The organism is Alteromonas sp. McT4-15 (assembly GCF_020515205.1).
Classification (GTDB): Bacteria; Pseudomonadota; Gammaproteobacteria; order Enterobacterales; family Alteromonadaceae; genus Alteromonas.
The window spans coordinates 24,491-47,006 of the sequence record NZ_JAJALG010000033.1; the positions used below are offsets into that span (position 1 = coordinate 24,491).

A 22,516-nucleotide genomic window follows, 5' to 3' on the forward strand; every position below is an offset into this window, starting at 1 on the left:
CCACTCTTTAGATAGCATATTTGATGTTAAACGAAATGAAGTCACGGTCTGAAAGCGCGTTGGTTGTACCAATGCCGCCCCAGAATGCGCTATAAGATGCCGTAGCAGACCACTTACTTAAGTAGTCAAACGTAAATGAAAGCGCAGCAGACTTAACATCTTCTGTGAAAAGGAATAAAGGATCAGGCGTAGTACCTTCTACATCGTGAGAGAACGTACCGCGAACGCGTAAATTCATTCCTGCAAAAATTGAGTTGTAATCAGCAACAGCCAATAAACGATAGCCCCACGCATCATCAGTTGCAAATGGGTTAGTTTCTGGTCCATCAGATAGTGCTTGATGTAAACCCTGACGCGGGTTACCAGTAGGTGTTGGCTCAAGCGAAGGTGTACGTGCTGTACCCGGCGCATTCAAACGAATAACATTTGGATCTGGCATGTCTACAATATTTACGTAGCCCGCTTCGCCTAATAGTACAAAGTTGTCAGCACCAAACTTAGGTCCAAATACATGAGACGCTGTGAACTGAAGCTGCCACGTATCAGAGAACAAGTAGCCTTGTGCTGTTTCACCTGGTCCTACTGCGCGACCAATATTGTTAAGCTGTGAAATGCCCTCTAAATCTGGACGAAGACCCGCGTTAGCTAGCTGCTCAGGCATCCCCATGTAAAGCAACTCAACATCATCAATTTGTAGCGGCTCGTCTACGCGATATGCAAACTCACCCGCAAGTGCTGTAGTACCAATGTTGGTGTTAAAGCTCATACCGTAAAGTTTGATATCTTCTGGGTAGAAGAATTCTGACTGAGTAAAAGCACCTAACTGCGTGATGTTGTCACGTGTAACAGTGTTTTGAGCTAAGAATGCCAAATCTGCACCAATGCCTGCAGCGGTAAAGTCAGATGTTTTACCTGAAATAAGAGGACGTTGGCTATGATAATTAATGTGATAGAAACTAAACTCTGTTTCATTTAGGTTCTCAGCGAACCATGTTAGGCGCAAACCGTACTGACCTTGATCGTCTGCGTCATTATGCGCTGAATCACCAAAACCACGAATGGCGACTTTAGTTGGATACGCTAAATAAGCCTGAGAAATGTCAGCCGCGTCAGCCCCTGAACGAAGCAGATCGCCATAGCCATTTAATGCAGTTAGTAGGTGGTCCAAATCAATGTCTGGGTTACCACTGAAACCCAACTGAATATTCTGACGCTGACCACCGTCGCCAGCAAAGTCGTTACCTGCAAAGTAACTACCCGACACAGGTAGCCAGCTGCGCTGCCACTCGTATTGGTAATACCCTGAAATGCTCACAGTGTCAGAAAGACCAAGTGATGCGTAAACCATACCTACAGGAAGAAATACCTCACGCAGTTCAGCACCTGGTGCGCGCGCACGTGTAACGTCTACTGGGTTTGTTGTATTAATACCGTGTTGAATGAAGGTACTTTCACCCCAACTGATAACTTGACGACCGATACGTACTGTTAGCGGCTTTTCACCAAGCCACCAATCGCCATAGAAAAATGCATCGTATAAACGGATATCAGTACAAAGCAAATCTTCTGCTTCTGGGTCCTGACATAGGTCGTACTGATTACCGGTAATTGGGTTCGAATAAGGTCGGTCACCGTCCATTTGTTCGAAGTCATAGAACCAGAAACCACGCGCGAAGAAGCCGTAGTCACCAAAGTTGATGTCTAATTCATGAGTACCTGAAACCTGTGTTGCAAACGCATCACCTGGATCGTGAGCTAGGTTACCAAGGTCGCCATTGGTAGAATAGCCACCGTCAGCAAGCGCCCATACGTCACCGCTTGGGTATAAAGGGTTGAAAGCTGCGTGATAACCAGTCCAGTCAAATTGTGGATGGTTACTGTTACCAATAAGATCATAATCCCTTGCTTCTGTACGGATACTTGTGGCGAGCGTGAATGTAGAATCTAGAGAAATACTTACATCACCCACTTGCCAATTCGCAGCGTGTGCAGGTAGTGCGGCAGCACCTAACAGCGAGAGAACTCCTGCTGCTACCGGTGACATTTTAAAAGCGCTAGGCCTGTTTTTCATATTTTTATACTCCCAAGTCGACGCGAATGATTGCGTGACGTCATGACCAACCATTACGATTAACAAAATCATTACATCATTTTGCCAGAACCGCAAGAACTAATCCTACCAGTTAACAATTTTTACAACATTAACCGTATCAAATAGTTAATGGATTATCACGAGTATAAAATTCATTTATGAGCATGCTGATTAATTGCACTAATTGCGTAGAATTTTTGACCGCTTGTCAAATGGGAATGGAAAGGTGATTTAGCGTTACCGTATGCGTTCAAAAGATTTAATTTTGTTGTCGGCACTTACGATCATGCGAAAGCGCCCTCTTACGCCTATTGATGTTACGAATTGGCGCAAACGGTTGGTTGGAATCTGGACGTTGAGACCCGATTCGCTCAACATAACAACATTGGGAATTGATGGCGTGTAAAGTGCCTCACACTGGTTGTAAGGCACATTAATAGAAAAATAAAACGTGGTGTCTGTACGACTAGTGCTTGTCATATGCCAGACTTTTACTGACCTTTTCAAACACGTCTTTACTTAACCCTTTGTGATTAAGTAGTCGTCCTAATTGTTGCTTCATCAGTACTTGATGCTCCGTTGCAAAACGTTGCCACTGGGTTAGCGGCGTTACTATGCGTGAAGCCACTTGCGGGTTTACTCCATCAAGCTTTAACAGATAATCAGTAACAAATTTGTACCCACTACCATCTATTGCATGGAATTTTTCACTATTGTAAAAAGCGAAACTCCCCATCACTGCTCTAACGCGATTTGGATTACTCATTGTAAACTGCGGATGTTCACAAAGCATGGTAATCGTGGCAAATATATCGTCTGATGGTTGCGTTGCATGCAAAGCAAACCACTTGTCTAGAACAAGCGGGTCGTGACTCCACTTAGACTCGAAGGCAGCCATGAGCTTGTCGAATGTAGACTTATCACAGTACTGAGCACTTTTTAAAGCGCCCAACGTGTCTGTCATGTTATCAGCATTTTCAAAATGCGTTAGTACCAGCGATTCATATTGTGGAAGTCGTGCCAAATGCGCCAATACAACATTTTTACAGCGACGTTCATTAACCGCCGATTGAGCATAACAATACTCGACACTTTCTATTCCGTTAAATACATTTAATAGTTCCTGCTCCAACGCGATAGAAAACTGGCGACAAAATGCATTTCTTGCCGACAGTAAAGCGTCGACTTTAACGTTGTTTCTTGTTTGACACAGTGTTTCAAATGATGGGATCACTAGGCACTCACCAAGTAATTCAACATTATTACGCTCTTGAGCAATCGCCTCTTTTATGCCATCCCATATGTCATTGCTAATTGCACTACCAGGTGACGACTCCAGTTGTTGAATACATCTGTCGTACAAGGTTTGCATAGCATCCCATCGGTTAAATGGGTCTTTAGCGTGCTTAAAAATGGTCAGTAGAGACAATGTATCGAGTGCGTTATCCACTTTAACAGGGGCTGAAAAATTGCCAAGAATAACCGGTGTTAGCACTTTGTTTGGTGCAGTGACGGTAAAGGTCACTGACGGTCCACTTAGTATTAGCATTCCCTCATTGATAAGGCCTTCGTTATCTGTATACGCATGCCCATCCTGATCGATTATTTCAATATTGATAGGCATAAACAGTGGCAATTTGTCTGCTTGGTCAGCGGTCGGCTCTGTATGCTGTGAAAGCGTAAAAGTATGACAACCATCTAGTGCTTTATGATGCATTGTTACCGTTGGTGTGCCTGACTGACTATACCACCTTGCAAATTGCGTTAAGTCTAACGACGTTGCAGACTGCATTGCTGATACAAAGTCATCACAGGTAACTGCTTGACCATCATGTCGTTTGAAGTACTCATCCATGCCCCTTCTAAAGCCATCCGGTCCTAAAAGCGTATGGAACATACGAATAACTTCAGCCCCTTTGTCATATACGGTAACCGTGTAGAAGTTATTCATCTCAATGACTTCTTCAGGTCGGATAGGGTGACTCATTGCACTGGCGTCTTCTGCAAACTGATGTTCTCGCATAACACGTACGTGCTTAATTCGGTTACTTAGCGCAGATGTCATATCGGCACTGAATTGTTGATCTCTAAATACAGTAAGCCCTTCTTTAAGACTTAGTTGAAACCAATCACGACAAGTCACACGATTACCGGTCCAGTTATGGAAGTACTCATGTGCAATGACAGATTCTACATTGAAGAAATCATCATCTGTTGCTGAATTCTGATCAGCCAAAACGAATTTGCTATTAAAGACATTGAGCCCTTTGTTCTCCATTGCACCCATATTGAAAAAGTCGACGGCTACAATCATGTAAATGTCTAAATCGTATTCAAGACCGAATACATCTTCGTCCCACTTCATCGCGCGTTTCAAAGACTCAAGCGCAAATTGCCCTTGTTCTTTCTTGCCCTTGTCAACATACAATTCTAGCGCAACGTCTTTACCACTCATTGTGGTGTAGGTGTCACTTAGTAAATCAAAATCACCAGCAACTAATGCAAATAAATAACAGGGTTTAGGGTGTGGATCATGCCATTTTACAAAGTGCTTGTTACCTGACAACTCACCTTTATCTATAGGGTTACCGTTTGCGAGTAACATAGGAATTGATTTATCGGCTTCAACAGTAACGGTATAAACAGAAAGCACATCAGGCCGGTCCATGAAAAACGTTATACGCCTAAAACCTTCTGCTTCACACTGTGTACAATATGCCCCTCCTGAAAGGTATAAGCCTTCCAGCGCTTTATTGTTCTCTGGCGCGATTGTGGTCTCAATTTCTACACTAAATTCATTCAGCTCAGTGTAGATAGAAAGCGTGGCGTCAGTTAACACATAGTAGCTTGATGCTGACTTATCTGTGCCAATAGTCTGCCCGTTAATTTTGAGTGAATTAACAGGTAAATTATCTCCATCTAAAACAAGAAGCTCATTATGTTTGCCTTCGCGTGATATGGCGAGTTTACTGCAAACTTGTGTTTCAGTGGGGTGAAGTGTGATGTGTAAGTCAACTGTCGCTATTGAAAAAGCGGGCGGTTTATAATCCGCCCGGCGCTTAGCTTGAACTGACATAGATCCTCCTAAAAGAAAGCCTACGTTAAATTACTGATTACCTTGACTGTCTGCGGCTACAGTTGGTGGTGTAATGCGCAATATCTTGATACCTAAGTACGCATAAATAACAGCAAGGATCGGATTGATTACGTTGAAGAATGCGTAAAAAATATAGTCGAACGGATTTACAAGCAACACACTGTGCATATATGCACCACAGGTGTTCCAAGGAATAAGAGGCGATGTCAACGTACCGCCGTCTTCCAAACTACGTGATAGATTGAGTTGGTCGAGTCCGCGCTTTTTGAACTCTTCTTTATACATGCGGCCAGGCATAACAATTGAGATGTACTGGTCAGCGGTTACCAAGTTAGTACCAAAACAAGTCAAAATTGTGCGGCTTACCATATCACCTGCCGACTTTGCGCCGAGCAAAATAGCTGACACTGCTCGTTTAAGTAGCCCAACACGTTCTAATACAGCACCGAACGACATCGCGCATATGATTAACCAAATAGTATTAAGCATTGAAGACATGCCACCACGTGACAATAGGCTATTTAGGTTTTCGTCCGGCGTTGAAAAACTTACGCCATCAAATAATGCTGTCCAAACAACTTTCAACGCGCCAATATTTGTAGAGTCGTCTGCACTTGCCATCGCAGTAACCACGTCCCATTGGAAAACAACCGCCCATACACCACCAAGAAGCGCACCAATAAAGACCGCTGGGAATGCAGGCATTTTCTTAATGGCAAGTGTGAGCAATACCACAAGAGGGATAAGAAGATGCCACCCCAAATCAAAAGAGTCATTCAGCAATGTTTGCATTTGCTCAATACGCTCAGCCTTTGCCTCACCAACTTCACTAAAGCCCAATATGGTGAATAGAATAAGCGCAATGACAAAACTTGGAATGGTAGTCCAAAGCATATAACGAATATGTTCAAACAGATCTGTGCCTGCTACTGCGGGTGCAAGATTTGTTGTTTCTGACAATGGAGAAATTTTGTCACCAAAGTAAGCACCTGATACCACCGCGCCAGCTGTTATCGCTGCAGACATTTCCATGCCCGCAGACACGCCCATCAATGCGACACCTACGGTAGCGGCGGTAGTCCAAGAACTCCCGATACTCATTGCCACCACTGCGCAAATCAAGCAAGCAGCTGCATAAAAGAACGAAGGGTTAAGTAGTTCCAAGCCAAAATAAATGAGTGTAGGAACGGTACCCGCTAACATCCAAGTACCAATTAGCGAGCCAACCGCCAACAGAATTAGACACGCACCAAGAGACATTGAAATACCATCTACAATGCCCTTTTCAATTGTTTTCCAACTAAACCCGTTTTTCATGCCGATAATTGCAGCGAGGCCCATAGCAAGAAGTAATGCAATTTGGTTAGGGCCATATGATGAGTTGTCTTCGAACAAGTACACGGCACTGCCCATCATTACAACCAATGCTACAATTGGGGTAAGCGCATCCAGTAAAGACGGTGTTTTTAATTCTTTAGTCGTCATTGTTTTTAATTTTAAAACCTTATTTTTATACTTCTTCCGGCGTTAAAAAACCGAGCGATAGAACATTAGCGCGATAATTACAGGGCATACAAAGCGCACGTACCACGGCCATATCTTCCAGAACAAACCATGTTCCGCATGTGCATTGCCTTCTTTCAATTCCGCTAAAATTGCGTCGCGTTTCCAAACCCATCCAGCAAAAATACACAAAGCGAAACCAAGTAGAGGCTGACTGTATTCTGTAGTAAGCGCAATGACAAAACCGAACAGGCTGTCAAAGTTAAGAATGATAATGCAACTTAACGTGAATATAAGTGCAGCCATAAACACAACGGCTTTCTTTCTCTTAAGCCCCTTACTTTCAACCATGTAAGCGACCGGAACTTCAAGCATAGAAATAGATGAGGTCACTGCTGCAATGGCCATTAACGCAAAGAAAGCAAAAGCAACGAATACACCTACTGAACCAATAGTGTCAAAGAGTGCGGGCAATACTTTAAAAATAAGGGTGTCACCTTGAATGAGCGCACCATCGGGTGTAAATATTTCGACGCCATTATTAAGAGCAACGTACATGGCAGGAATTATCAACATACCCGCGATAACCGCTACGCCAATGTCAACCAGCGCGACAGACGCACCAATTGTTGGAAGGTTTTCAGACTTACTTAAATAAGAGCCATATACCAGCATGGTGCCAACACCCAAAGACATAGAGAAGAAGGCCTGACCCATGGCATTAATTAAGAGTTCTGGATCAAGTACACGAGAGAAGTCTGGAACCAAGTATGCACTCCATCCTTCTACCGCACCAGGTTGCAAGCTAACGTAGACAATCAGTGCAAGAATTAAAATAACCAATGTTGGCATTAAACGCACTGACCATTTTTCTATACCCGCTTTAACACCACCTACTACTATAAATGCAGTTAACGCCATGAAAAAAAGACAAAAAACAACGTTACGCGTAACTGAAGAAGTAAGTAGCCAGTCGCTTGCTGAAGTTAAACCGAAGATACGAACGGCGGCATCTGCAAAATAGACCAGCATCCAGCCACCAACAATTGCGTAAAATGCCAATATCAAAGACACCGTTATGCAACCCCAAATCCCCGTTGCGCGGCCAATGAAGTTACCTGAAATTTTACCTAACGCATCGACCATATTTGAGCGTGAGCTCCGCCCTATGATGAGTTCTGCCATTAACACTGGGTATGCTAAGACAAACGCTAATAGAAGATACACAAGTACAAATGCAGCACCACCGTTACTGGCTACTTTCGTAGGAAAGCCCCAGATGTTTCCGAGCCCTACTGCTGAACCTGCTGCTGCTAGCACGAATCCTATACGAGAGGAAAATTCGCCTCTGATAGCCATGTTATTTCCCTTTATTATTGTTTTAGTATTTTATAGACACAAAAAAAGGGCTGGCCACAGACCAGCCCTTTCTCCGTCACCACTAATTTCTTGTAATTGCGTAACGGCCAGTTTCAATCATGTCGAATGTGATATTGGCTGCTTCATCTAAGAATGGGTCTAATTCTTCCATATCTTCAGGTAGGTCGTCCAATGTTGCGACAGTTTCTAATCCCATACGCTGTAAACGTTCGTTAGCACGTGCAAGGGATTTAGTTTCCGCTTCCTTCTTTTCTGCTTCACGAACTGACTTAACTAATGAGATATAGTTTTTATCTTTGTTCTCTTTATATTCCGAAATGTCTTGTTGAATGTAAGAGAATTCAGGGTTTTGTAGAATGCGTTTATTGTGCTTTGCAGTTAATACATCCAGTGCAGCGGTGCCGTCTGCAAAGGTTGTATAGTTAGCACGGTTGATGCTATCCCAAGGCAACGCATTTTCCGCCTGACTTTCACCCCACTCTGCAGGTTCTATTGCAGAAGGATAAAGAATATCTGGAATAACACCTTTGTGTTGAGTACTACCACCATTGATGCGATAGAACTTAGCAATAGTAAATTGAACGCTTCCTAACGGGTTATCGTAAAGATCATAAATTTTACCTAGGCCGCGGTGTTGCTGCACAGTACCTTTACCAAAGGTCTGCTCACCTACAATTAGCGCGCGATTGTAGTCTTGCATCGCTGCGGCAAAAATTTCTGATGCCGAAGCACTATAACGGTCAACCAATACAGTAAGTGGCCCATCGTAGGCTACTTCGCCGTCAGTATCGCGATTCACGCTTACTTTGGTTTGCCCGTATCGAATTTGTACCACAGGCCCTTTTTCAATAAACAAGCCTGTTAGCAACGTAGCTTCAGTTAAAGAGCCGCCACCGTTACCACGTAAATCGACTATTACGCCCTTTACGTTTTGCGATTTGAGACTTTCTATCTCTTTTGCCACATCAACACTTAAGTTGTTGTAAAAGCTAGGTATGGTGATTACACCTAGCGGCTCACCAGCGTGAGGGCCTGTTTCAGGCACGTACACTTCAGATTTTGCTGCGCGATCTTCAAGCTTAATTTTGTCTCGAGTTAAGCTAACGACAGAAGTGGTTTTTGCATCACTTGCACCTTTCTCTACTTGTAAGCGTACAGTACTGCCTTTAGGGCCTTTAATTAAATCGACAACTTCATCTAAGCGCCACCCGATGACATCAACAAACTCTTCATCTTCTTGTGCAACACCAACGATTTTATCTTCAGGTTTAATTGCACCAGACTCATCGGCAGGACCGCCAGGCACTATGCTTTTGATAACGGTATAATCATCTTCGCTTTGTAATACAGCGCCAATCCCTTCAAAGGATAAATTCATTTCCATTTGGAAGCGATCTGCGTTGCGTGGCGATAGATAGCTTGTATGTGCTTCAATTGTGCGCGCAAATGCATTCATAGCTGTTTGAAAAACGTCTTCGCTTTTCGCTTGCTTGGTGCGTTTAATTGCGCGAGTGTAACGCTTGGTTAGAAGCTCTTTGGCTTCTTCCCATGTTTTGTCGGCCAAAACTAGATTTAGAGCATCGTATTTAACTCGCTGGCGCCAAATTTCGTCTAACTCGGCAGTTGATGTCGGCCATTCAGCATCTTCTCTATCATAAAAGAACTTATCGCCTTCTTTCTCGAAGTCGAAAGGACCCGACTCCAACAATGCCAACGCGTACTCATAACGCTCAATTCGGCGTTTTGCACTCACGTTGTACATGTCATAAGCAATCGATAAGTTGCCTTTGCTCAATGCATCATCAAACAAACCGCGATACTTTTCGAAACCTACAACATCAGAAAGCAAAAGAACTTGCTTGTTGTGGTCTAACGAGTCGACGAAGCGCTGATAAACACGTGCAGAAAGAGCATCATCCAACGAAATTTCCTTGTAATGCGCCCTTGTGAAAAGCGCGCTTACGCGTTTTGCTGCAACACTGTGCTGAGATTCCTGTTGAAGAATGGGAAGCTCATCAACTTCTGGAGTTGAAGTAACGGCGCCAGCACCTACCCCTACGGTAAGAAATGCACTAGCAATGGAAATTCGAAGGATGTCTCTCATATTTACGACCTCTTGGAGCGTGCCAAACGTAAAGCGTCTGCGTTTACTTTTACCACCATGCCTGAATCGAGCTGAACGTGAATGCCGTCCTTCGCTACTTCAGTAATAACTGCTGGCATAGGAGCCTTACCTAGTTTAACGGTAACTCGCGTTCCCTGTTGCAAATCGCTTTCAGTCAATTTTGCAGGTGGTGTATTGTTTGGTCTGTTATTTTTCGGTTTAGTTCCGCGCTTACTATCAGCATGGTCCGATTTTTCAGATTTTTCACCTTTCGGGCGATTAAATTGACGTTTTTCTTTGCGCTTTGGTTGTTGAGCTTGCTTAGCTTTACGCTTTTCAGCCGCCTTAGCTTTACTCTCTTCCAATTGTTGTTGCGCGTGATCGGCGTGATCTTTCTCGATTGTATCGCCTTCAACTCCATCTAGATCTACGCGGTTAGCACCTTCTTTGATGCTATACAAGTAGCGCCAGCTGTTGGTGTAGTGACGTAGCGTGGAACGCAGAAGTGTTTTACTTACACGTTCGTCGTCTTCTAAACGAGTGGCTAAATCTTGAAAAATGCCAATCTTAAGTGGGCGGGCCTCGCCTTCAATGCTAAAACATTTCGGAAAGGTCTCTGCAAGGAAAGCAATAACTTCCTTACTGGTTGTAAACTTCTCTGGTGATTCCATTAACTTTCTAAATTATTCAGGAGATTTCATCGTTACTTGCATCATCCCAAGTTGCCAGCGTGTGGTCAACCCAATCAAGCAATTCGTCGTCATCTATTTCTAATAAATGCTTATCTTGTTGCCAAGATTCCCATGCGTAGTGCAAAATTCGCTCTAATCGCTGCGTTTCTATATCTTCTTCTGCGGCGTCGTAAATTGCGTGAAGAATGAAATTTAAACGTTCTGATGCCTCATCTGGGTCATCGTGAAAGTCTTCCATATCTTCAAACGTCGACAGAACAACATGTATATCAACACTCGTTTTCATAATTATTGCTGAGATTCCATTAGGATGTTGGCAATTTTTACTAATCCTACCTCATCCTCTTCACTAAAACGGTCGTGAATGGGGCTATCGATATCCAATACACCGACTAATTCGCTATTTAGCACCAAAGGAATAACGATTTCGGAATTAGACGCTGCATCACATGCAATGTGTCCTTTGAACTGATGCACATCGGCAATGCGTTGAACTGTACGTGTTTCAGCACTTGTTCCGCACACACCTTTGCCCATAGGAATTCTGATACACGCTGGTTGCCCTTGAAACGGACCAAGTACAAGCTGTTCTTCTTTGTACAAGTAAAAGCCTGCCCAATTGACATCTTCCAGTTGGTTAAAAAGAAGTGCACTAATATTGGCCATATTTGCAATGAGGTCATGCTCACCAGAAACCAAGCTTTGCGCTTGGCTGACTAACTGGTTATAGAGTTGTTCTTTCAATCGTAAATCCTGTCATTGAACAATTTTAAACGTTACGTTAATTCGCGCTTCAACACGTTGTTGCCCTGGTAAAGACATAGACATATCTTTGGCCATTGCTTCGGCGCGCATAACCGGAATCGGCATATTGCCACCACTTTCAGAGATTGCAACAACTTCGCCTACTTCTATTCCCAATTCTTTAGCAAGAAGCTGTGCACGTTGCTTTGCATCTTTCACCGCAGCGACTAGAGCAAGCTCGTAGGCATTTTGTTCACTCAGTGCGATAAAATTAAATTGTTGTATTCTATCCACGCCGCGTTTTAACACGCCATCTAATACACTATCGTAAGTATCAAGATCTGTAGATGTGACAATAATATCACGCGACAAACTAAAGCCTTGTTGAACTCTACCTTGAGGTGTATTGACATATCGCGGTTGCAACCTTACCTGCATGCTTTGTATATGCTTTTCCGATATGCCCTGACTCAATAGAAACTGCACCACTTGGCGTAAGTCAGCATTTAACTGACTATTTAGCTTGCTCACAGTATCGCCCTCTTCTTCAACGACAAAAGTCACTGAATAAGCATTAGGTGTGACCTCGATTGCGCCACTTCCTTGAACATTAATTACTGCATCATTCGCTAAAACTGACTGCGAAAACCCAGTAAGTAATACAGCAAACAGCCCAAAAATTCGTGATTTATTGCGATAAAAAGTCATAAAAGTCCTTTCAATTAATTCTGGGTGATAAATACCTTATCAACGTGTGATGAACGCACTATGAACGAAGCCTATCGCTTAAGTGTGGCACAAATGGCATTAGAACGGGTATCTATACTTTACGCATTTAGGCTGATTAGGTAGACCACTTTTGAGGTGAGTGGTGGTATTTTTAAGGCAGTTAAAAAAGCCAGCATTTGGGCTGGCTTAAAAATAATCATACTGTGCGCTTATTATTTTAAAACGCTGCGCAACGCTGCAAGGCAATGGTCTATATTGCGAGGCTTACAAGCGTATCCCATAAGCCCTATTCTCCACACTTTTCCTGCGTGTTCCCCTAGACCTGCACCAATTTCTAAATTGAACTCATCAAGTAATTGTTTACGTATCGCCGCGTCGTCTACGCCATCAGGAATTTTAACTACGTTAAGTTGTGGTAAGCGATAGGCACTATCAACGGTTAACTCTAAGCCCAAATCAGCCAGCCCTTCGGCAAGCTTTGCATGGCCATTTGCATGGCGTTTCCATGCGTTTTCCAATCCTTCTTCTTTTAGGATCAATAAGGCTTCGTACATGGCATACATACTGTTTACTGGGGCTGTGTGGTGATAAGCGCGCTTAGCCCCCTGCCCCCAATAACCCACGATAAGGTTCATGTCTAAGAACCAGCTTTGTACTTTTGTTTTGCGGTTTTGTATTACGCTTACGGCCTTTTCACTAAACGAGACAGGCGAAATACCGGGAACGCAACTAAGGCACTTTTGCGAACCTGAATAGATCGCATCAATATTCCAACCGTCAACATCTAGCTCAATACCACCTAAAGATGTCACTGCATCAACGATTGTCAAACAATCATATTTTTTAGCGAGCTCACAGAGTAATTTCGCTTCATTACGCACACCCGTTGATGTCTCGGCGTGCACAAAGGCCAGTACTTTAATATCTGGGTTAGCTTTAAGTGCGTCTTCAACTGCATTAAGGTCTGTTTGTTCACCCCACGTGTTATTTATGGTCACTGCCACCGCACCACAGCGTTCAACATTTTCAACCATACGAAGGCCAAACACGCCGTTAATACATACTAGCGCTTTGTCTCCGGGCTCAAGCAAGTTGACAAAGCATGCTTCCATACCAGCAGAACCTGGCGCAGAAACGGGCATTGTAAGTGCGTTTTCTGTTTTAAATGCATACTGCAGAAGTGACTTCGTCTCATCCATTAACTCGATAAATAGTGGGTCCAAATGCCCTAATGTGGGTCTAGCCATTGCATTAAGAATTCGAGGGTTAACGTCGGATGGTCCTGGGCCCATTAATGTGCGTTCAGGGGGAAGAAAAGTAGAAAGCGATTGCATGATTCCATCCTTATTTTGTTCTGTAAAGTGGTGTTATTAGACATAGTACAAGGAAAGCATGTGCACACAACCATCTGTAGCGAACATAAATAATATGAATGGCAAGTGCGTCATGCATACATGACATCAAAGTGGATAAGTTGTGTACAGAAAGTGCGCAAAGTCTGTATAAAATATATTCACTTTTATGTAAAGATCCGACCAGTTTCTATCTAATTGAAATTATGGGAGTTAATTGAATAATTACTGAGATAAGAGAATTGTAAAATAAAATTCACACACATTGTGTTTATAAAATAACCAAATGTATTCTATAATCATTGTCCGTTTGAAGGATTTTACATACACTCTCCCTGTAAAAGTTAGCGCACGGCTCAGCAATGAGCCATTCCCCTAGGCCCGGAACGTTTGTTCTGGGCATTTTTTATGGGGGGAGCTTTTACAGGTATCATAAAGATACTCGCCGAGCTCTTAGCTAATCGAGCAGTTAGCTAAACGAGTGGTTCAAGTTTGTCGGCGTATTGCTGAGCATTGTTTGCGTAATGCGCTGCTGATGCTTTTAATTTGGGCTCTACACTGGCATCTAGCGTTTTCACAACCTTACCTGGCGAGCCAACCACCAAGCTATAATCGGGAATGTCCATATTTTCAGTAATCAACGCATTCGCCCCAATAATGCAAAACTTGCCAATTTTAGCCCCGTTGAGAACCACTGCATTTATTCCTATAAGTGAATAATCGCCGATCTCACATCCATGTAACATCACCTTATGCCCCACTGTAACACCAGTACCTAGCGTCAATGAAATACCTTCGTCAGTATGTAAAACACTACCGTCTTGAATATTGGTGTTTTCGCCTACCGTTATTTTGTCCATGTCACCGCGTAGCACTGCATTAAACCATACGCTGCTGCCAGCTTTTAATTCAACATTTCCAATAACATGAGCACCTGGTGCAACATACGTATTATCAGCCATTTGAGGAATTTGACTTTCTAGTTTGTAAATCATGGTGTTCTCCCTTACGAATTAATCAACTTTGCGCATCAGGCCTTCTTGTGTCGTTGATGCAACAAGTTCGCCTTTCTGATTGAAAATTTGACCGCGAACTAATCCTCTTGAACCTCCGCTAAACGGACTTTCCATTGCGTATAACAACCATTCATTCATATCAATTGGGCGATGAAACCACATAGCGTGATCAATTGTAGCGATACGCAATGACTTATCTGTAACTGCGACACCGTGTGGCTGAAGAGAAGTACTTAAAAAATGATAGTCGGACGCATAGGCAAGTGCAGCTTGATGCATTGATAACGACCCTGCCAAATGATTACGCGCTTTCATCCATATGTAGCGCGTAGGTTCTCGCTTTACTGGCTGGTATGAATTTGCAGCATCAACGGTTCGGATATCCACGGGTTCATGATAGCTAAGTGCCTCTCGCATGGGGCGAGCAATTTTATCGAAATGGGCCTGATAAAATTCAAGATCAGACTGAACTTCTTGCGGGGGCGGCACATTCGGCATGACAGGCTGCTGGTGTTCCATACCCTCTTGTGGTACTTGGAAAGATGCTGTCATATAAAATATATTGCGCCCGTCTTGGATAGCCTTAACCCGTCGTGCTGAAAAGCTTCTTCCATCTCTCACAATTTCTACATCATAAACGACCGGTTTTTTTGCATCGCCGGGTAACAAAAAGTAAGTATGAAACGAATGAGCAATTCGGTCCGATTCTACGGTTTCATAGGCAGCAGCTAGCGCTTGACCTAAAACCTGTCCTCCGAATAGTGCACGAAACCCTAGGTCCCAGCTCTGCCCACGATAAATGCCCGCTTCAACGGTTTCTAACTCAAATAAAGATGATAGTTTTATCTCAGACATTGTGATTGCTCTCTTCTACTACGGCTTTAGGATTTCTGGGATAGTACTTTTCTGGCAACTTAGCTTTGTGCTCAAAAAAGCGAGTATCTTTATAGGGTAACTTCATAAAGCCTGAAATACCTAAACCTTTTATTGATGGTATTTGCTTGACCAATGTTAATAATAACTCACTGAAATTCTGTTCTTGGCTGTGATCAAGCAACGTATAATAATTATGAATTTTTAAATGGGTAGGCAACGCTTCAAAAATAATGCAACCTGTATGGTGAATAGCATTAAGTTGCTTAATTGTTTCAATTATGCCGTCTGGCAACTTGAGTAGCTCGTCAGGGTCGTCGCCATCTTCAAAATAAGAATGTGTGCGAGAGTCATCTTTATGTGAAGAGACCCGAGATAGCTCATAGGGGATAATTAAATCATGTGCAGGAATGAACTCGTCTTCCTCACTTTCTCTGTCGATATGAAGGGTGTTCTTTGCGTTGAACATACAACACTTGAATACCGCAGGTTTGTGAATTGCTCTGGCTAAGTTGATTACGTTATTTACCGCTAATTCGAACGCGGTTTTTAGCGACTCATCATAAAGATTTAGACTTGAGTCGACGTATATTCCTTCCGGCTCCCAACGAACAGCCATCCCGCCTACAACTGGATACTTACCTAAGCGACTAATGGCTGATACAAAGGCCTTTTCAGTATCTCCCATACCTTGGAGATAATTCTTGTAGTAACGATCAAACTGCGCATCATCAATGTAACGTAGATCTTGTGCGTCCTTTTCACCCAGTATGGCTTGTTGCCTTAGGTATGACTTCCTCGAGCTATAAACAACAGTTTCAATACTTGTTTTTTGATGCGACACCCATGTGGGTATAAGTGGTTGGTATTGATAATCTCTATCTTCTGTAAAGACCATGTTTTTTAAAACATGTAAGTGGTTAAAAAGATAGTCACCGCCTTGCCGCCTTTTCTCAGCGTCATCACTTAGCATATAGTCTAAAATGTTGGCCAACATCTTTGGTAAGCCCAACGATGATGGTGTAATAACTTTGCTACCATAGCGACAAGATTGACCAGACGCCAGAGCATATAACGTACTAGCTAGACCTTGCTCGTCAAACCGCGGACTTGATAGTGCACCATTTAGTTGCTCTTCCCCGATAAAATAGACGTCTCCAAGGCGAGCATTTGTTTGATGCAGTTCGCCTGACATCAAGTCCATCACGTTATTGCCCACATATTGGCCGTTGATATCAGTTTGGGCAAATACAGATGATCCCCAGTCAATCAATCCAACGACTTCATTTTTATCATCCCATACAAGGTTAGACGGTTTAATGTCACCGTGAACGATGGGCTTGATTTCACCTTGTTCACTGTATTGGCGAAAATTAGCCAATAGTTCACCCACTTGAACCGCAATTTTTACAATAACACGTGGTGGCAATGGGCCGTGCTTTAGGCTGACCTTTTCTAAATCTTCACCTGGCGCACGTGCCATTACCAAAATAGACTGTTTTCTAACTTGCTGATACTCAATAAAACGAGGGACATATTGATGGTGGACATGTGAAAGCATAAAGGCTTCCTCTTCCAACCGGTCTTGCACATGTTGAGGGAGCGTTATCCTTGAAAATTTAAATACACGCTCTTCACCGTCTGGCGCTATGCCCGCAAACGCGAAACCAAACGCACCTTTACCTAGTAATTCGATTTGGCCATAGCCTAAGTTTCTCAACTGGTTAATGCAAAGGTTTACCCAGTCTTTTAACTTTTTTGCATCAGCATGAGACAATAGGTAAATTGACTGTTCATCAGGGATATAGAAATGCTTTAAACCTTTGAGCTGGGTCATACTAATTTACCTATGCCACGACGTTACGTGTCTTGGTTTATCCAAGTCAATTCAGCAGTCGATGCTTCACCCATGTCTTTGATGACATCGTCTAGTGCAGTGCTTAGTTGTAAGTCGAGCTGCCAAGGAGGGTTGATAACCAAAACGCCCGAACCATACATGCCTATGTCTTCTGAGTTTGGTGCTATTTTTATCTCAGCTTTAAAACATGGCAATCCAGTTTGAGCCAGCTTATCTACCATAACCTCACTAGCACCTTGTTTAGCACCTGCGCGAGCAGACAAAAGTGGATACCAAATAACTATCTGAGCCTGTTTCCAACGTTTGAGGACCTGCTCTACGCCTTTGATGACATCAGAATATTCACTTGCACGTTCATACGGTGGGTCAATTAAAATTGCACCTCTATTCGGCTTTGGTGGCGTAAGCGCTCGTAATCCTTGGTATCCGTCACGCTTGTGCACATGGGTATTAGCGGACTTTAATCGATACAAATTAGTATTGAGCTTTTCAAACTCCGCAGGATGAAGTTCCATCGCATGTAGCGTATCCCCTTCGCGCTTCGCAACTGCACTTATTGCCGGCGAGCCTGGATAGTTATTGTGTGTTAAGAATGTACCGCAAAGCGTTAGATAATCTTTTAGTAGCGCCGAATCTGCATATATGTTTTGTATTCGACTAATACCAGTCTCATACTCTTTATTTTTTGACGACATCGCGTCACTAAAGTCGTAACAACCTGCCCCTGCATGTGAATCAAAAAGCGTGAAAGGTTTGTCTTTCTTTTTAAGTGAATTAATGACACCTAACCAACAAAGGTGTTTTATAACATCAGCATGGTTGCCTGCGTGGAATGCATGTTGATAACTAAGCACAAAACCTCGATAAAACGCGATAATAAATAAAGCTGCTATCTTACCCCGATATGCACATCAGTTACCATATGAGCCAATACACAAATAGTTAGGCTAAAGGTGAACCATGCCTTTCATTATATTTTGATAGTGCATCGATAGGATTTGGTGTTGGTATTCAAAAAAAGGCTAATAACCAATGTCATTAGCCTTTAGGTATTTCTGTTTTGCTTCGCTAGCGCAGATGCATCAACATTTTTTCTGGCTGAGTCAGATAACTCATCCAAAGATTGTTAAAGCGCACCATAGTCGCACCGTCGATGATCCTATGATCGCCAGACCAGTTAACCGCCATTATATGTTGTGCACAAACATTCCCGTTATCATCAAAACGAGGCAATTTTTGTGTTTTGCCTAACGCGACAATTGCAGCTTCGGGTTTGTTGATAACAGGCGTTGCAGTAATACCGCCAATAGCACCAATATTTGAAATGCTTATTGTGCCGCCTTTAAGGTGTTCACCAGACACCCGCCCTTCCCTCGCTTGATTAATAATATCCTGCATCTGTGTTGCTATTTCAAACAACGACAAGTGCTGAACACCTTTAATATTTGGTACAAGCAAACCAATTTTAGAATCAACTGCAAAACCGATGTTGTGGTCTTCGAAGTAACTTATTTCTGTGGCGTCGTCGTTTAACTGACTATTGATAACCGGAAATTCTGTCAACGCTAAAGACATCGCTTTTACAAAGAATGGCATGAAGCTAAGTTTTACATCCCTTGCTTCGAACTCTGGCTTAAGGGCCTGACGAAGTGCCATTAGGTTGTCCATTACTACTTCATCACTAACCGTGAAATGCGGAATGGTATAAACTGATGCAGACATTTGCTTAGCCATTGCGGCCTGTATTCCGCGCACTTTTTCGGTTTTTACACCACCCGTTGCTTGACTCGATGCCATGCCAACGCCTTTCGACGTTACAGATATATCACTTGGCTGGCCTTCTTTACTCTGTAAAGCTGAGCCAGCTTGACTAACGTATGCAATAACGTCCGTTTTTAGGATGCGGCCTTTTTTACCGCTGCCCGTTATCTTCAGCAAATCAATACCCTGTTCTCGAGCAATACGACGCACGGCTGGGCTAGCGAGTACCTTTCCCGGTATAGCAATTGGTGGCTCAAATTCACCGTCTTTAAATTTTGCATTGTCTACTGGTAAGGCCGCCTTAGCCGAAGGCGTGCTAGTATCAACAGCACTGTTATCGCGTTTTGCAGCGCTGTCATTGTTATTTGGCGTTGCAGATTGTTCAAACGAGGTATTTATCTGTTGAACACCACCTTCTACCGCTAGAGCAAAAAGCGGGCTGTGTACTTTCGCAATATCACCTTGTGCATAGTAAAGCTTATGTACAACACCAGCGTTTTTTGCGGGAATTTCAACCACAGCTTTGTCTGTCATTACTTCGACAACAGCTTGGTCTTCTTCAATTTGATCGCCTTCAGCAACATTCCACTTAACTATCTCGCACTCGACAATACCTTCGCCGATATCGGGCAAAATAAAATCTTCAATGGCACTTTCAAGCTGACCCGTCAGTTGCTGACTATCTTCATTTGCTAGCGATACAACCGCTTCATCTGCTTCTTTTATATTTTGCTCAGAACCTTGCTCAACAGCATCGTCTGGTGTCATTGAAAATAGAGGTGCATGAACCTTTGCAATGTCGCCCACTGCATAGTGCAATTTCTCGACTAGACCAGCATGCATTGCGGGAATTTGCACAGTTGCCTTATCGGTCATTACTTCGGCAACCGGTTGATCCTCTTCAATGTGCTCGCCTTCAGCTACAAGCCATTCAAGTAGCTCACATTCAACAATGCCTTCACCGATATCGGGAAGAATGAATTCTATTGTCATAATACTTTCTCCCTGACTTAGTAATGCAACGTACGCTTGATAGCTTCGTATGTTTTAGTTTCATCAGGCATGTATTCTTTCTCATGCGCCAATGGATATGGTGTATCTAGACCACACACACGTGCAATGGGCGCTTCTAAGTACAAAAAGCAACGCTCTTGAATAGTAGCGGCAATTTCACTTGCAAAGCCGCCTGTTAGCGGCGCTTCATGGTTTATAAGAAGACGCCCCGTTTTCATAACTGATTGCATTACAGACTCAACATCCCAAGGAAGAATGCTGCGTAAATCTATAATCTCGCAAGACACACCATCTTCTAATGCCATCTCAGCGGCTTTTTGGAGTATTTCGATTTGAGCGCCCCATCCAAGTAACGTAATGTCATTACCTTCTTGAACAACATCGGCTTTACCTAGCGGCAATTCATAATCGTCTTCAGGTACATCGGCCACAGAGGCGCGATACAATCTTTTGGGCTCCATGAAAAGAACCGGGTTTTTGTCGCGGATAGAGGCCAACAACAAACCTTTAGCTTGATACGGGTCGCGAGGAATGACGATTTTTAAACCTGGGCAATGCGCAAAAAATGCCTCTGGTGACTGGCTATGGTAATGACCGCCAGCGATACCGCCACCATAAGGAGTTCGGATAGTTAATGTACCAACATCAAATTGGCCACCTGAACGGTACCGCCACTTAGCGGTTTCATTCACGATTTGGTCAAAGGCAGGAAAGATATAATCACCAAATTGAATTTCTGCAACCGGCACTGAGCCTTGCGACGCTAGACCATTTGCGAAACCGATAATACCTTGTTCAGTCAAAGGCGTATTGAAACAGCGCGCCTTACCGAACTTTTCCTGTAGGTGACTTGTTGCACGAAATACACCACCAAAATGCCCCACATCTTCACCAAACACCATGACTTTTTCGTCTTCAGTCATAGCGGTAATAAGGGCGTTGTTGATCGCTTGTAATAGATTCATTTTAGCCATTACTTCACTCTCCCTGCTGTTTTAGGGTACATCTGTGGGTACTTTTTGATATGTGCTTTAAGGTTGGAAAGTTGCTCTTTTAAGTGCCAAGGCGGTGTGTCGTATACGTCTTCAATAATATCTTCTATCGGACATATATCTGTTTTTTCGCAACTTTTTAGTGAAGCCAGTACGTCTTGACGTGCTTTCTCAACTTTGGCTTTATTGTCTTTCTCATCAAACCACCCTTTTTCGCTCAACCATTTAGCCATACGAGCGATAGGATCTTTAGCACGCCATTTATCTTCCTCTTCACGTGAACGGTAACCTGTCGGGTCATCTGAAGTAGAGTGCGCAGCTAATCTGTAAGTCATAGCTTCAATTAATACCGGGCATTTTTCCGCTATCGCAATGCGGCGCGCTTCTTTTGTAGCGGCATATATCGCAAGCGCGTCATTACCGTCAACCCGTATGGTTTTAATGCCATAGCCAAGACCGCGAGATGCAATACCATCTCCTGCGAATTGCTCTTCAGCAGGCGTAGAAATAGCGTAACCGTTGTTTCGGCAAAAGAAAATAACAGGGCAATTAAGTACCGCAGCCATATTTAGCCCAGCGTGAAAATCGCCCTCAGATGCTGCACCTTCGCCAAAGTAACATATGGTGACAACATCTTTGCCTGACATTTTCTGACCATAAGCATAGCCAGACGCTTGAGGAATTTGTGTACCTAATGGCGACGAAATTGTCATGAAGTTAAGCGGCTTATCACCGTAATGAATTGGCATTTGGCGGCCTTTGTTAGGATCGGCCTCATTGCTGAACATTTGATTCATGAATTGGTCAGTCGTGTAGCCGCGATAAGCTAGTGCCCCCTGCTCGCGATACTGTGACATAATCATATCGTCATCAGAAAGCGCTGCAGCACTCGCAACTGATGCAGCTTCTTCCCCAGTACTGGCAAGGTAAAAACTGATTCTACCTTGGCGCTGCGCACCGACCATTCGTTCATCAAGAACACGAATGTATTCCATTGTGTTGTAAATTTTTAATGCTTCTTCTTGGTTGAGTTCTGGCTCAACGGCCTCGTCAAGCAATGTACCCTCTGAAGAAAGTATCTGTAGCATTGGGATATCAACTACCCCTTTCTCGATAATGTTGACCTTAGTTGTTGTTTTTACTGCGGCCAAATGATTTCTGTCTTTCACTTTTTATCCCCTTATAAATGAGGGCTGAAACAAATGATTTCGATGCCACTATGCTAGTAGAGGATGTGAAGGAGTGTCCTTCTCATTCATGGGTATTTTTGAACTTAGTAGAAATGTAACGACTACGGCATGTTAAAAAA

At 43.3% G+C, this 22,516-nt stretch carries 18 protein-coding genes; all 18 read right to left on the reverse strand.

Going from position 1 to position 22,516, the window contains the following annotated elements:
* Positions 1-7 precede the first annotated feature (7 nt).
* The 18 genes from LHL20_RS17260 to LHL20_RS17345 all read right to left on the reverse strand — a co-directional run bounded on the left by LHL20_RS17260 (position 8) and on the right by LHL20_RS17345 (position 22,376).
* On the reverse strand, positions 8-2,071 hold the full coding sequence (locus tag LHL20_RS17260; protein WP_202265777.1) for a DUF1302 domain-containing protein: 2,064 nt from the start codon (positions 2,069-2,071) through the stop codon (positions 8-10).
* 258 nt (positions 2,072-2,329) lie between these two features.
* Positions 2,330-2,572, reverse strand: coding sequence for a DUF2835 family protein (locus LHL20_RS17265; RefSeq protein WP_226434189.1), 243 nt, complete (start codon positions 2,570-2,572; stop codon positions 2,330-2,332).
* Positions 2,559-5,168, reverse strand: coding sequence for an aminopeptidase N (gene pepN / locus LHL20_RS17270; RefSeq protein WP_226434190.1), 2,610 nt, complete (start codon positions 5,166-5,168; stop codon positions 2,559-2,561). The genes LHL20_RS17265 and pepN overlap by 14 nt, the downstream gene beginning before the upstream one ends.
* A gap of 30 nt (positions 5,169-5,198) precedes the next feature.
* Complete coding sequence (gene nhaC / locus LHL20_RS17275) at positions 5,199-6,674, reverse strand: Na+/H+ antiporter NhaC (protein ID WP_226434191.1); 1,476 nt, start codon at positions 6,672-6,674, stop codon at positions 5,199-5,201.
* 42 nt (positions 6,675-6,716) lie between these two features.
* Positions 6,717-8,051: a sodium-dependent transporter gene (locus tag LHL20_RS17280; protein WP_226434192.1), complete on the reverse strand. Its 1,335-nt coding sequence runs from the start codon at positions 8,049-8,051 to the stop codon at positions 6,717-6,719.
* Positions 8,052-8,133: 82 nt separating this feature from the next.
* Positions 8,134-10,176: a carboxy terminal-processing peptidase gene (prc, locus tag LHL20_RS17285; RefSeq protein ID WP_226434193.1), complete on the reverse strand. Its 2,043-nt coding sequence runs from the start codon at positions 10,174-10,176 to the stop codon at positions 8,134-8,136.
* A 2-nt stretch (positions 10,177-10,178) separates the two neighbouring features.
* Positions 10,179-10,847 (reverse strand): RNA chaperone ProQ, encoded by a 669-nt coding sequence (gene proQ / locus LHL20_RS17290; RefSeq protein WP_226434194.1) that lies wholly within the window; start codon positions 10,845-10,847, stop codon positions 10,179-10,181.
* Positions 10,848-10,863: 16 nt separating this feature from the next.
* The gene (locus LHL20_RS17295) at positions 10,864-11,154 is read right to left on the reverse strand and encodes a hypothetical protein (protein WP_226434195.1); all 291 of its coding nucleotides are present in this window, start codon (positions 11,152-11,154) and stop codon (positions 10,864-10,866) included.
* 2 nt (positions 11,155-11,156) lie between these two features.
* Entirely contained in the window at positions 11,157-11,612 is a 456-nt protein-coding gene (locus tag LHL20_RS17300) for a GAF domain-containing protein (protein ID WP_226434196.1), read from the reverse strand.
* A 12-nt stretch (positions 11,613-11,624) separates the two neighbouring features.
* On the reverse strand, positions 11,625-12,320 hold the full coding sequence (locus tag LHL20_RS17305) for an SIMPL domain-containing protein (protein ID WP_226434197.1): 696 nt from the start codon (positions 12,318-12,320) through the stop codon (positions 11,625-11,627).
* Between the two features lie 233 nt (positions 12,321-12,553).
* The gene (locus LHL20_RS17310; protein ID WP_226434198.1) at positions 12,554-13,675 is read right to left on the reverse strand and encodes a pyridoxal-phosphate-dependent aminotransferase family protein; all 1,122 of its coding nucleotides are present in this window, start codon (positions 13,673-13,675) and stop codon (positions 12,554-12,556) included.
* 491 nt (positions 13,676-14,166) lie between these two features.
* Entirely contained in the window at positions 14,167-14,688 is a 522-nt protein-coding gene (locus tag LHL20_RS17315; protein WP_226434199.1) for a gamma carbonic anhydrase family protein, read from the reverse strand.
* 18 nt (positions 14,689-14,706) lie between these two features.
* Positions 14,707-15,564: an acyl-CoA thioesterase II gene (gene tesB / locus LHL20_RS17320; RefSeq protein ID WP_159624460.1), complete on the reverse strand. Its 858-nt coding sequence runs from the start codon at positions 15,562-15,564 to the stop codon at positions 14,707-14,709.
* Positions 15,557-17,419: a serine/threonine protein kinase gene (locus tag LHL20_RS17325; RefSeq protein ID WP_226434200.1), complete on the reverse strand. Its 1,863-nt coding sequence runs from the start codon at positions 17,417-17,419 to the stop codon at positions 15,557-15,559. The genes tesB and LHL20_RS17325 overlap by 8 nt, the downstream gene beginning before the upstream one ends.
* Positions 17,420-17,442: 23 nt before the next feature.
* Positions 17,443-18,294, reverse strand: a complete 852-nt coding sequence (locus LHL20_RS17330) for a 23S rRNA (adenine(2030)-N(6))-methyltransferase RlmJ (RefSeq protein ID WP_226434201.1) — start codon at positions 18,292-18,294, stop codon at positions 17,443-17,445.
* A 214-nt stretch (positions 18,295-18,508) separates the two neighbouring features.
* Positions 18,509-20,194, reverse strand: a complete 1,686-nt coding sequence (locus LHL20_RS17335) for a dihydrolipoyllysine-residue acetyltransferase (protein ID WP_226434202.1) — start codon at positions 20,192-20,194, stop codon at positions 18,509-18,511.
* Positions 20,195-20,211: 17 nt separating this feature from the next.
* Positions 20,212-21,189, reverse strand: coding sequence for an alpha-ketoacid dehydrogenase subunit beta (locus LHL20_RS17340; RefSeq protein ID WP_159624452.1), 978 nt, complete (start codon positions 21,187-21,189; stop codon positions 20,212-20,214).
* Entirely contained in the window at positions 21,189-22,376 is a 1,188-nt protein-coding gene (locus LHL20_RS17345) for a thiamine pyrophosphate-dependent dehydrogenase E1 component subunit alpha (protein ID WP_226434203.1), read from the reverse strand. Before LHL20_RS17345 ends, LHL20_RS17340 begins: the two co-directional genes overlap by 1 nt.
* Between the last annotated feature and the right edge of the window lie 140 nt (positions 22,377-22,516).

Coding starts and splice junctions, on each gene's coding strand:
- LHL20_RS17260 (WP_202265777.1), bottom strand. CDS start 2,071: ATGAAAAACAGGCCTAGCGCTTTTAAAATGTCACCGGTAGCAGCAGGA.
- LHL20_RS17265 (WP_226434189.1), bottom strand. CDS start 2,572: ATGACAAGCACTAGTCGTACAGACACCACGTTTTATTTTTCTATTAAT.
- pepN (WP_226434190.1), bottom strand. CDS start 5,168: ATGTCAGTTCAAGCTAAGCGCCGGGCGGATTATAAACCGCCCGCTTTT.
- nhaC (WP_226434191.1), bottom strand. CDS start 6,674: ATGACGACTAAAGAATTAAAAACACCGTCTTTACTGGATGCGCTTACC.
- LHL20_RS17280 (WP_226434192.1), bottom strand. CDS start 8,051: ATGGCTATCAGAGGCGAATTTTCCTCTCGTATAGGATTCGTGCTAGCA.
- prc (WP_226434193.1), bottom strand. CDS start 10,176: ATGAGAGACATCCTTCGAATTTCCATTGCTAGTGCATTTCTTACCGTA.
- proQ (WP_226434194.1), bottom strand. CDS start 10,847: ATGGAATCACCAGAGAAGTTTACAACCAGTAAGGAAGTTATTGCTTTC.
- LHL20_RS17295 (WP_226434195.1), bottom strand. CDS start 11,154: ATGAAAACGAGTGTTGATATACATGTTGTTCTGTCGACGTTTGAAGAT.
- LHL20_RS17305 (WP_226434197.1), bottom strand. CDS start 12,320: ATGACTTTTTATCGCAATAAATCACGAATTTTTGGGCTGTTTGCTGTA.
- LHL20_RS17310 (WP_226434198.1), bottom strand. CDS start 13,675: ATGCAATCGCTTTCTACTTTTCTTCCCCCTGAACGCACATTAATGGGC.
- LHL20_RS17315 (WP_226434199.1), bottom strand. CDS start 14,688: ATGATTTACAAACTAGAAAGTCAAATTCCTCAAATGGCTGATAATACG.
- tesB (WP_159624460.1), bottom strand. CDS start 15,564: ATGTCTGAGATAAAACTATCATCTTTATTTGAGTTAGAAACCGTTGAA.
- LHL20_RS17325 (WP_226434200.1), bottom strand. CDS start 17,419: ATGACCCAGCTCAAAGGTTTAAAGCATTTCTATATCCCTGATGAACAG.
- LHL20_RS17335 (WP_226434202.1), bottom strand. CDS start 20,194: ATGACAATAGAATTCATTCTTCCCGATATCGGTGAAGGCATTGTTGAA.
- LHL20_RS17340 (WP_159624452.1), bottom strand. CDS start 21,189: ATGGCTAAAATGAATCTATTACAAGCGATCAACAACGCCCTTATTACC.